9 protein-coding genes are annotated in these 11,423 nt (G+C 63.9%); 2 read left to right on the forward strand and 7 right to left on the reverse strand.

The window, feature by feature from the left end; translation table 11 throughout:
* The first annotated feature begins 1 nt into the window (after position 1).
* Positions 2 to 1,384 (forward strand): PIG-L deacetylase family protein, encoded by a 1,383-nt coding sequence (locus CXP40_RS11405; RefSeq protein ID WP_106733790.1) that lies wholly within the window; start codon positions 2 to 4, stop codon positions 1,382 to 1,384.
* A gap of 61 nt (positions 1,385 to 1,445) precedes the next feature.
* Complete coding sequence (gene hldE / locus CXP40_RS11410; protein WP_106733791.1) at positions 1,446 to 2,867, forward strand: bifunctional D-glycero-beta-D-manno-heptose-7-phosphate kinase/D-glycero-beta-D-manno-heptose 1-phosphate adenylyltransferase HldE; 1,422 nt, start codon at positions 1,446 to 1,448, stop codon at positions 2,865 to 2,867.
* A 332-nt stretch (positions 2,868 to 3,199) separates the two neighbouring features.
* Here hldE and CXP40_RS11415 read toward each other — a convergent pair whose 3' ends face one another.
* The 7 genes from CXP40_RS11415 to cpdA form a co-directional block, all read right to left on the reverse strand.
* Entirely contained in the window at positions 3,200 to 3,919 is a 720-nt protein-coding gene (locus CXP40_RS11415; RefSeq protein WP_106733808.1) for a membrane integrity-associated transporter subunit PqiC, read from the reverse strand.
* Between the two features lie 171 nt (positions 3,920 to 4,090).
* Positions 4,091 to 6,340 (reverse strand): DNA topoisomerase IV subunit A, encoded by a 2,250-nt coding sequence (gene parC / locus CXP40_RS11420; protein ID WP_106733792.1) that lies wholly within the window; start codon positions 6,338 to 6,340, stop codon positions 4,091 to 4,093.
* A 7-nt stretch (positions 6,341 to 6,347) separates the two neighbouring features.
* Positions 6,348 to 6,833, reverse strand: coding sequence for a TIGR02281 family clan AA aspartic protease (locus CXP40_RS11425; RefSeq protein ID WP_371916951.1), 486 nt, complete (start codon positions 6,831 to 6,833; stop codon positions 6,348 to 6,350).
* A gap of 35 nt (positions 6,834 to 6,868) precedes the next feature.
* A complete protein-coding gene (locus CXP40_RS11430; RefSeq protein ID WP_106733794.1) occupies positions 6,869 to 7,852 on the reverse strand; it encodes an esterase-like activity of phytase family protein in 984 nt (327 codons plus the stop codon).
* Positions 7,852 to 9,750: a DNA topoisomerase IV subunit B gene (gene parE, locus CXP40_RS11435; RefSeq protein WP_106733795.1), complete on the reverse strand. Its 1,899-nt coding sequence runs from the start codon at positions 9,748 to 9,750 to the stop codon at positions 7,852 to 7,854. Before parE ends, CXP40_RS11430 begins: the two co-directional genes overlap by 1 nt.
* Positions 9,751 to 9,765: 15 nt before the next feature.
* A complete protein-coding gene (locus CXP40_RS11440; RefSeq protein WP_106733796.1) occupies positions 9,766 to 10,377 on the reverse strand; it encodes a YqiA/YcfP family alpha/beta fold hydrolase in 612 nt (203 codons plus the stop codon).
* 61 nt (positions 10,378 to 10,438) lie between these two features.
* Positions 10,439 to 11,260 carry a 3',5'-cyclic-AMP phosphodiesterase gene (cpdA, locus tag CXP40_RS11445; protein ID WP_371916949.1) on the reverse strand — a complete coding sequence of 274 codons (822 nt, stop codon included), beginning with the start codon at positions 11,258 to 11,260 and terminating at the stop codon, positions 10,439 to 10,441.
* Positions 11,261 to 11,423 lie beyond the last annotated feature (163 nt).

Here is an 11,423-nt window from a genome sequence, read left to right on the forward strand (position 1 = left end):
CATGAACGGACGCAAGCAACAGCTGCTCAAGCAGCATCGGCGCAACAAGCGCATCGCCCTATTGTTGGCGCTGTTGGCGTTGCTGGCGCTCGGTGTTTTCGTCGCCTGGTGGCTACCGCCTCTGTTGCTGGTACTTGGTTGGGTGGCGCACGAGGCTTGGTTCGCCGACCACCTGTTCTATTCGCCGCGCGACGATTACCGCTACGACTTCCCCGATGATTGCCTCAGCGTACCGGCACGTATCGAGCAGGGCGCACTGCAGGTCGAGGTGGACCTCGTCGGTTACGACACGCTGATTCTCGAGTTGAGCCTAGCCGCGACCTGGCTGGGACGTTGGGTCGATCCGTATGTGCGTCTGGGCGATGACCGCCAGGATTTTGAGCGTGGCGTGGCTGGGCGCCGCTACCTCAATGTCTCTGGGCAGTCGGTGCGAGGGCTGAGCATCGTCCCTCGCTTCTGCCGTATCGTGGGCGAATTGCGCGTGCATGCCATGCGCAGCCCCGACTTTACCGCGCAGCGCATGCTGATCATCGCGCCACATGCTGACGATGCCGAGCTGGCGGCCTTTGGTCAGTACAGTCGCTCGTCCGAGACCGCCATCGTCACCCTGACCCAAGGTGAGATCGAGGCCGAAAACTATCAGCGCCTCGGCCTGGACAAGGCCGCTGCCGCCCGTCTGAAAGGCCGGCTGCGCTCCTGGGACAGCCTGGCCGCGCCGCTTTGGGGCGGCGTACCGCAGCATCGCTGCGTGCAGCTCGGCTACTACTGCCTGCAGCTGCCCGCCATGGCCGAGCAACCGCAAGTGCCCTTTGGCTCACGCGAATCGGGGGAAAGCGATGTGCGCCCTGTGCGCCGTCACAATCCGCTGCCGCTACCGGCCGACACCGATGGTCAGCCGACCTGGAATAACCTGATCGCCGACCTAGTAGCTGTGATCGAGCATTACCGCCCCGAAGTGTTGCTGACGCCGCACCCGGAGTTGGACCCGCATCACGATCATGTCGCCAGCACCCGTGCCGTGCTCGAAGCCTGCGAGCGCAGCGGCTGGAAGCCGAAAGCCCTGTTGCTCTACGCCAATCACCTGAATGACAACGACCGTTGGCCCATGGGCCCGGCGGGTAATGGCATCGCCTTGCCGCCGGCGATAAACGCGCTGCCGGCCGACCGCCTGTGGAGCCCGACGCTGGATGCTGAACGGCAGTTGGACAAGGCCATGGCGCTGGGCCTGCAGCATGACCTGCAAGGCCCGCTGCCGCTGAAAAGACGCCTGCGCCGCCTGATTCAGTGGGCGTTGGCCGGGCGCCGCTGGCCCGCCACGGGCGAGGACGAGTTCTTCCGTAAGGCCGTGCGCCGACATGAGCTGTTCTGGGTTCGCCCGCTCTGAGCTGCCCGCCGTATTCGCCATGCTATGATTTTTCCCGTTTTTCTCCCCTTCTGGAGCTGCCATGAAACTATCCATGCCCCGCTATGACCAAGCCACCGTTCTGGTGGTGGGCGATGTGATGCTCGATCGCTACTGGCATGGCGGCACCTCGCGGATTTCTCCCGAAGCCCCGGTGCCCGTGGTGCGTGTCGACCAGATCGAGGACCGCCCAGGTGGTGCTGCCAACGTGGCACTGAATATCGCGGCGCTCGGTGCGCGGGCGCTGCTGGTTGGCGTCACGGGTGAGGACGAAGCCGCCGACAGCCTCAGCGACAGCCTGCAGGGCGTGGGGGTGGAAACCCATTTCCAGCGTATCGATGACCAGCCCACCATCGTCAAGCTGCGGGTGATGAGCCGCCACCAGCAGTTGCTGCGCATGGACTTCGAGGAACCGTTCAGAACCGACACCGCCGCTCTGGCGCGTGAGGTCGATGCACTGCTCGATGGGGTCAAGGTGCTGGTGCTGTCGGACTATGGTAAGGGGGTGCTGCAGAACCATCAGGTACTGATCCAGGCGGCGCGTAACAAGGGCATTGCGGTGCTGGCCGATCCCAAGGGCAAGGACTTTTCCATCTACCGTGGTGCCAGCCTGATCACGCCTAACCTGCACGAGTTCGAGCTGATCGTCGGCGGTTGTGCCGATGAGGCCGAGTTGGTCAGCAAAGGCGCCAAGCTGATGCGCGAGCTGGAGTTGGGCGCTTTATTGGTGACCCGTGGCGAGCACGGCATGACCCTGCTGCGCCCGGAGCATGCGCCACTGCACCTGCCGGCCCGTGCCCGAGAGGTGTTCGACGTCACTGGTGCTGGCGACACGGTGATTTCCACCTTGGCCGCCTCCATCGCGGCGGGCGAGGAGCTGCCGCTGGCAGTGGCCCTGGCCAACCTGGCCGCTGGCATCGTGGTCGGCAAGCTGGGCACTGCAGCCATCAGCGCACCCGAGCTGCGTCGTGCGGTGCAGCGCGAAGAAGGTTCCGAGCGTGGCGTACTGAGTCTGGATCAATTGCTGATCGCCATTGAAGACGCCCGCGCCCATGGAGAGAAGATCGTCTTCACCAATGGTTGTTTCGATATCCTTCACGCCGGTCACGTGACCTACCTGGAGCAGGCGCGCGCGCAGGGCGATCGCCTGATCGTGGCGATCAACGACGACGCCTCGGTCAGCCGCCTGAAAGGCCCCGGCCGCCCTATCAACGCGGTCGACCGTCGTATGGCGGTGCTCGCTGGCCTGGGGGCGGTGGACTGGGTTGTGAGCTTCAGTGAAGACACGCCCGAGCGCCTGCTCAAGCAGGTGCAGCCGGATGTGCTGGTCAAGGGCGGTGACTATGGTGTCGACCAAGTGGTCGGTGCCGACATCGTCCAGGCCTATGGCGGCGAAGTACGCGTACTTGGTCTGGTGGAGAACAGCTCCACCACAGCAATCGTCGAGAAGATTCGCAGCAAGTGAACGCGGACTGAGCAAGGCGCGAGTCGTGCTCGGTCTATTCGTTTCCAGTCATGGCTCGACCCGATTGTCGCCGGGCTGTAGTCATAGTGACTGCCGGCCCTGACTTCACCCTCGATTGCATCCCTCGTACTGAAGAGATGCCATGATCGTCGATGTGATGATCATCCGGCACCAGCACCTCCTGTGTGGGGGAGTTAGGCTGCTTTGCTGACGATCTTCTGCCTTGATGTATCCCATAAACGACAATGCCCCCATCGACCGATGGAGGCATTGTCTCTGGCTTGGATACAGACTACTCGGTTTTTACACAGTCTGAATTGCGGGCTTTTTGTTTAGAAGCGGAAGACTTCCGTATCGATCTTGATGGGTTCTGCCACTGGAATCTTCGGCCCGGCGGCAGGCTCCTGCGGCTTGGCTTTGGCGATCGGGGTCTTCTTGCGCGGCGGCTCAGGCGTGGGCTCAGCCGCTGCGATGGGCTGGATGGCCACCGCCAGTTCCGCGGCCAGGCGTTGCAGCAGGGCGCTCTGCGCCTTGACCTGTTCAGCCAGAGGCCCGTTGTGCGGCTCTTCCAGGCGAATCAGGCGGCTGTCGCGCAGTTGTCCACGACGGTCGAGCAGGCGCCATTGCGCTTCCAGTACAGCTGGCTGGGTTGGCCCGGAGTCCAGGCGCGTAATGGTCAGCATGACTTGCGCGTCGGCACTGAAGCCCGGGGCCGACGGGGCCAGCACCAGGCGCTGGCTGTCCAGACGCCAGGCCAACTGGCGCAGCATCTGCTGATCGATGTCGTTGGCCAGGCCGCTGGCCCAGCGCGCATCCTGAGCCGCGACCAGGCTGCCGTCTGCCTGGCGTTGCAGCAGATTCTGCTGGCGCAGGTAATCTGCCACGCTGATCGGACCGACCAGTACGGTTACACCGTTGTCCTTGGTCGGCGTTACGGCACTCCCGCTATCGAGTTGGTAAAGAGGCACCGGCTTCTGCTGCAGCAGGCTGCAACCGCTCAATACGAGCAGTGTGGTCAAAAGCAGGGCCACAGGGCGTACTACAATCATCATCAATCCCAGGCAGCCGCTTTTGGGGCAGCTGCACATCGAACCCATATCATTCAAGGGGTCATTCGCGCATGACCCGGGGCGCGTATCATCCGTCAAACCGCGCCACGACTCCAGCCTTGCCTGCTGGCTGGTAGCGCGGATATCCCGGACGAACGGGGCGTGTTGCCGACGCTATTCCACCAGCAGCTGGTCGACGCGCTGGAAGCCTCGCGGCAGCTTGTTACCGCGGCGGCCGCGCTCGCCCTTGTAGTGCTCGAGGTCGTCGGCTTTCAGTGTCAGGGTACGCTTCCCGGCCTGCAAAACCAAACTGGCGCCGCTGGGCAGCACGGCCAGATCGGTCAGATATTCCTCACGCGAGGCTACGCGCTCGCCGGGAATGCCGATGATCTTGTTGCCCTTGCCTTTACCCAGTTGTGGCAGATCGGTGACCTTGAACAGCAGCAGGCGACCTTCGGTAGTCACCGCGGCCAACCAGTCGTCGTCCAGGTTACTGACTGGCTTGGGTGCGACCACCTTGGCGCCGTTGGGTAGAGTCAGCAGCGCCTTGCCCGCCTTGTTCTTGGCTTGCAGATCCTCACCCTTGACCACGAAACCGTAACCAGCGTCGGAGGCGATCACGTACAGGGCGCTGTCTTCCGGCAGCATCACGCATTCGAAGGTCGCCCCTGGTGGTGGCGTCAGACGACCGGTCAGCGGTTCGCCCTGGCCGCGAGCCGACGGCAGGCTGTGGGCGGCGAGCGAATAGCTCCTGCCTGTGGAGTCGATAAACACCGCGTACTGGTTCGAACGCCCCGGCGCGGCGGCCTTGAAACCGTCGCCAGCCTTGTACGACAGGCCGGTGGCGTCGATGTCGTGACCCTTGGCGCAGCGAACCCAACCTTTTTCCGAGAGCACCACGGTGACCGGCTCGGTCGGCATCAGCTCGGTTTCCGAGAGGGCCTTGGCCTCGGCGCGGGCGACGATCGGCGAGCGGCGGTCATCGCCGTACTTCTCGGCGTCTTCGATGATCTCCTTGCGTACCAGCTTCTTCAGCTTGGCTTCGCTGCCGAGCAGAGCCAGCAGCTTCTCGCGCTCCTTGGCCAGCTCGTCCTGCTCGCCTCGGATCTTCATTTCTTCCAGGCGAGCCAATTGGCGCAGGCGAGTGTCGAGGATGTAGTCGGCCTGCACATCGGTGAGACCGAAGGTTTCCATCAGCACCGGCTTGGGGGAATCCTCGGTGCGGATGATGCGGATCACCTCGTCGAGGTTGAGGAAGGCAATCAACAAACCTTCCAACAGGTGCAGGCGCTTTTCCACCTTGTCCAGGCGGAACTGCAGGCGACGACGTACGGTACCGACGCGGTACACCAGCCACTCGCTGAGCAGGGTGCGCAGGTCCTTGACCTGCGGCTTGCCATCGAGGCCGATGACGTTGGTGTTGACCCGGTAGCTGGACTCCAGGTCGGTGGTGGCGAACAGGTGGGTCATCAGTTCGTCGGCATCGACGCGGTTGGAGCGCGGGATGATGACGATGCGGCACGGGTTCTCGTGGTCCGACTCATCGCGCAGGTCAGCGACCATCGGCAGCTTCTTGGCCTGCATTTGTGCCGCGATCTGCTCCAGCACCTTGGACCCGGAGACCTGATGCGGCAGGGCGGTGACGACGATGTCGCCGTCCTCGACACTGTACACGGCGCGCATGCGCACCGAGCCGCGGCCGGTTTCGTAAATCTTCAGCAGGTCGGCCTTGGGCGTGATGACTTCGGCTTCGGTGGGGAAGTCCGGGCCCTGGATATGCTCGCAGAGTTGCTCGACCTTGGCGCTCGGCTCATCCAGTAGACGCACGCAGGCCGCGGCCACTTCGCGCAAGTTGTGCGGCGGTACGTCGGTGGCCATGCCCACGGCGATGCCGGTGGTGCCGTTGAGCAGCAGGTTGGGCAGGCGCGCCGGCAGCGTCGCCGGCTCGTTCATGGTGCCGTCGAAGTTCGGCACCCAGTCGACCGTGCCCTGGCCCAGTTCGGACAGCAACACTTCCGAGTAACGCGACAGGCGTGCCTCGGTGTAGCGCATGGCAGCGAAAGATTTGGGATCGTCCGGCGCACCCCAGTTGCCCTGGCCGTCGACCAGTGTGTAGCGGTAGCTGAACGGCTGCGCCATCAGCACCATCGCTTCATAGCAGGCGCTGTCACCGTGCGGGTGGAACTTGCCGAGCACGTCACCGACGGTCCGCGCCGACTTCTTGTGCTTGGAGTCGGCGTCCAGGCCCAACTCGCTCATGGCGTAGACGATACGGCGCTGCACGGGTTTCAGGCCGTCGCCGATGTGCGGCAGGGCGCGGTCCATGATCACGTACATGGAGTAGTTGAGATAAGCCTGCTCGGTGAAGTCGGCGAGTGACCGGCGTTCAACGCCTTCCAGGCTCAAATCGAGGGATTCGCTCATGCGGGCCTCATTGCAAGGTTGATTGGCGCAGCACCAGGGTGCCGCCCTTCTGACTGAATTCGAGTTGTTTCAGGGCGCTCATGCCCAGCAGCACGTCGTCGCCGTCCATGCCGGGGGCGATCAGTGCGGCGACATCACGTAGTTCGATATCGCCCAGGCGCAGGCTGTCCAAGCGCGTGCGATGGCCGGTGGCGCGGCCGTTGGCGGTGCTGATGATGATCGGCGCGCCGCGTTGCAGGCCGAGCCGCTCGGCCACCGCGCTGGGGATCGCGACCTGCGTGGCGCCGGTATCGAGCAGGAAGGTCACGTCCTGCCCATCGATCTGGCCATTGACCACGTAATGTCCCTGACGGCTGCTAGCCAGGCTGACTTCGACGAAGCCATCGCCATGTAGCGATTGCGGCGCCTGGTTGGGATTGCGCTGGCGATCTTCCCAGTTGCCGAAGAAATGCGTGGCCAGCAGCAGGCCGGCACCCCAGGCTAGCACCCACATCACGCGTCCGGCACGGCGGCCGGGCGTCTGCTCGCTCACGGGCGCCGGCTCCAGCCGCCCTTGGGCGCTGCGAAACGCCAGACAATGGGGCGTTCTTCACCATCGGCGCGGGTCTGGCTGCCGTTGTCGACGCCGATCCAGGCGCCGTCCTTGTCGATCCACAGCGCTTCGGCCATGCCGTAGTTGGGCGTATAGCGGCGTGGCTCGGTCAGTGCCTCGGCTGCGAATGACCAGCAGATATCCGCAATGCCGTCGCTCAGCGTGCGGCGGCATATACGGTGAGCCTGGCGTTCCAGGGTGAAGAGTTTCTCGCCGAAATAGGCCAGGCCGGAGAAGTCGCGAGGGGCCGAATGGCCGCCAAGGGCTTCCGGGGAGGGTTCATCACCGCTTTCGCTGGTCAGCACGCAGCCGCCTGTGCAGCGCCAGCTGCTTCCGCGCCGATGCAATACGGTCAGGCCGCGACGACGTTGTTCCGCTGCCAGCCACAGGCGTTCGCCTGCCGGGTCGATGGCGATGCCTTCGAACCCCTGGTTGAAATGCAGCAGCATGCCGCTGGCGCGCGCTTGGCGTACCAGGCTGCTCGGCAAGTTGAGCCACTGTGCGTTGCCGTTGCTGCTGACCTGCAACACGGCGGCACGGGTTTCACTGACCAGGTAACGGTTGCCCTGCGCATCGCACGACAAGCCTTCGAAATCCAACTTGCCGCCGCGTACCAGGCCCGCCGCCCAGTTGCGCATGCGCAGCCCCCAGGGCAGGGTGTTCTCGGGTGGTTCAGGGGCGACGAAGGTTTCTGCCTCGGCGCGCAGCAGGCCCTCCTCACGATGCAGTTGGTAGATACGGTCGTCGTCGCGGTCGGACACCGCCCACAACGTGTCGCCGCACAGGGCCAGGCCCGACAGATTGCCGCTGGGCATTTCCGTCACCGGGTACTCAGCCTGCAACTTCAGTTCTTCCAGCACCACTGGCTCGGCGTGTGCGACGCCGGCCAACAGACCGAGTGCAAGGAGGTGGTTGCGCATCAGGCCAGTACCTCGGCCAGGTTGCCCTTGGTTTCCAGCCAGCTCTTGCGATCACTGGCGCGCTTCTTCGCCAGCAGCATGTCCATCACTTCGCGTGTGCCTTCGAAATCATCCAGAGTCAGCTGCACCAGGCGCCGGGTGTTCGGGTCCATGGTGGTTTCGCGCAGTTGCGGCGGGTTCATCTCGCCGAGGCCCTTGAAGCGGGTGACCTGCGGTTTGCCGCGGCGCTTCTCGGCCACCAGGCGGTCAAGGATACCGTCGCGCTCGGCGTCGTCCAGGGCGTAGAAGATCTCCTTGCCCAGGTCGATGCGGTACAGCGGCGGCATGGCCACATAAACGTGACCGGCATCCACCAGCGGACGGAAGTGACGGACGAACAGGGCGCAGAGCAGGGTGGCGATGTGCAGGCCATCGGAGTCGGCGTCGGCGAGGATGCAGATCTTGCCGTAGCGCAGCTGGCTCAGATCGTTCGAACCCGGATCGATGCCGATGGCGACGGCGATATCGTGTACTTCCTGCGAAGCCAGCACTTCGCTGCCATCGACTTCCCAGGTGTTCAGGATCTTGCCGCGCAGCGGCATGATGGCCTGGAATTCTTTGTCGCGCGCCTGCTTGGCGCTGCCGCCGGCTGAGTCACCCTCGACCAGGAACAGCTCGCAGCGCAGCGGGTTCTGCCCCGCGCAGTCGGCCAGCTTGCCGGGCAGTGCCGGGCCCTGGGTGATCTTCTTGCGTTCGACCTTCTTGCCCGCCTTGAGGCGGCGGCCGGCGTTGCTGATGGCCAGTTCGGCCAATGCCAGGCCGGTTTCCGGGTTGGCGTTGAGCCACAGGCTGAAAGCATCTTTGACCACGCCGGAGACGAACGCGGCGGCCTCGCGGGAGGACAGGCGTTCCTTGGTCTGGCCAGAGAACTGCGCGTCCTGCATCTTCATTGAGAGGACGAAGGCGATGCGCTCCCAGACGTCTTCCGGTGCCAGCTTGACGCCGCGCGGCAGCAGGTTGCGGAACTCGCAGAACTCACGCATGGCATCCAGCAGGCCCTGACGCAGACCGTTGACGTGGGTGCCGCCCTGCGCGGTGGGGATCAGGTTGACGTAGCTTTCCTGCACCGCGTCGCCGCCCTCCGGCAGCCACAGCAGGGCCCAGTCCACCGCCTCCTTGTTGCCAGCCAGGGCGCCGCAGAAGGGCTCGACGGGCAGGCGTTCGAATTCGCTGACGGCGTCGACCAGGTAGGAGCGCAAGCCATCTTCGTAATGCCACTCGACTTTCTCGCCAGCGGCCTTGTCCTCGAAGGTCACCGACAGGCCCGGGCACAGCACGGCCTTGGCCTTGAGCACATGCTTGAGGCGGCTGACCGAGAATTTGAAGGAGTCGAAATACTTGGCGTCCGGCCAGAAATGCACGCTGGTGCCGGTATTGCGTTTGCCGACCGTACCGATGACTTCCAGGTCGCTGGCCTTGAAGCCATCGGCGAAGCTCATCTGGTACTCGTTGCCATCACGCTTGACGGTGACCACCACGCGCGTCGAGAGGGCGTTGACCACGCTGATACCGACGCCGTGCAGGCCGCCAGAGAACTGGTAGTTCTTGTTGCTGAACTTGCCGCCGGCGTGCAGCTTGGTGAGGATCAGCTCGACACCTGGCACGCCTTCTTCCGGGTGGATATCCACCGGCATGCCGCGGCCGTCGTCGATCACTTCCAGCGAGTTGTCGTCGTGGAGGATCACCTGGATGGTCTTGGCGTGCCCGGCCAGGGCTTCGTCGACGCTGTTGTCGATCACTTCCTGAGCCAGGTGGTTGGGGCGCGTGGTGTCGGTGTACATGCCCGGGCGCTTGCGCACCGGGTCGAGGCCGGAAAGGACTTCGATGGCGTCTGCGTTATAGGCGTTCTGCTGGGCCATAGGGTCTCTTGTTCGTCAATTGAATGCGGAAAAGTCGGTATCACGCCAGAGTGTGGCGTTAATACCGGCAAAAGCGAAGAGGGTCGGCAGGCGTTCGGCAAAACCTTGGAAACCGTGGTCGCCACCGGCCTGGATGCGCAGGGCGCAGCCGCGGTAGTAACGCTCGGCGTCGCGGTAGTCGAGGGTCTCGTCGCCGGTCTGCAGCCAGACCTGGTAGCGCGCAGGGGCACGCGGTGCCGGGGCTTCGAGTTCGGCCAGGGCGTGAACGTGATCCTCGGTAAGATCCCAGGTCTCGTCGCTGTAGTAGTTCTTTTGCGGGCCCAGGTAGCCGTCGAAGCGCAGGTGTGGCTGCACGGCCGGGTTGATCAGCAGCGCCTTGAGCCCGTGCTGCTCGGCCAGGTAAGTGGCGTAATAGCCGCCCAGGGAGCTGCCTACCAGCAGCGGCGCGCCGAGTTCGCTGATCAGCGCCTGCAACTGCGCCATGGCCTGGCGTGGATGATGGTGCAGGGCCGGTACGCGCAACTGATTTTCCAGGCCAAGATGGGCCATGGCGCTGCTCAACTGGCTGGCCTTGTGCGAGGCTGGCGAGCTGTTCAGGCCGTGTATATAGAGGATGGATGCGGTCATGGAGCGGGAGGCTACTCGTCCGGGGCCTCAAGCTGCAAGCTTCAAGCTGATTGGGGGTATGTCAGTAACCCTTGACGCTGTAGTCCACTTCGAAATCAATGCCGGTGACGCGCGACACGCCGGTGTCCAGCTTGCCGTCGGCATGCAGGCACAGCCAGCGATAGCCGGGGGCATCGCTGCCCACCTGAAACTCCTCGCTGCCCGGTGCGAACTGTACGCAGGTCGAGGGCGAGGCGAGCAGGCGCAGGCTATTGCGCATCTGGTCGAACTCCTGGTGGATATGCCCCCAGAGCACGGCCCGCGCCTGCGGGTAACGTTCAAGGATGGCGAACAGCGCGTCGGCGTTACGCAAGCCTATGGGCTCCATCCACTTGCAGCCGATGGATACCGGGTGGTGATGCAGGCAGATCAGGTGATGGCGCTGCGGTGCTTCGCTGAGGGCGCGTTCGAGTAGTTCGAGTTGGCTGTCGGCAAGAAAACCGGGCACGGCGCCCGGAATCGAGGAGTCGAGTAGGGTAATGCGCCAAGCCCCGAGGTCGATTACCGGCTCCAGTAACTCGCTGTCTTTGCAGGCAGCCTGCATCGGCGGGGTTTCATCGTGGTTGCCCGCCAGCCAGCGAGCCGGGGCGGCAATGGCCGAGGTGAGTTGGCGAAAGCGCTGATACGACGCGATGCTGCCGTCCTGAGAAAGATCGCCCGTGGCCAGGATCAGGTCTATCTGCGGCTGTTCCTGCTGCACCCGCTCAATCACCCGTTGCAGGCTGTCGCAGGTATCCATGCCCAGCAGCTTGCCGTCCGCTTCGGCGAACAGATGGCTGTCGGACAACTGCACCAGCAGGACCGAGGATTCAGTGGATGGGGCGGGCAGGCTCGGCAAGACCATCTCCTAAGGCATTATCGAGTGAATTATGGTGGTTGCTGCGGCAAAGGGAAAACCCGGGAAGCGGACGCAGATCACAGAAAAAACGCCGAGAGCGGTTTTGACGTGGCTTGCGCTAACCCCCGGCAATGAAAAGGCTCTGTCTGAGTTAGCTGTTGCAGTGGTC

Source organism: Pseudomonas sp. YY-1, assembly GCF_002843095.1.
GTDB lineage: Bacteria > Pseudomonadota > Gammaproteobacteria > Pseudomonadales > Pseudomonadaceae > Aquipseudomonas > Aquipseudomonas sediminis_A.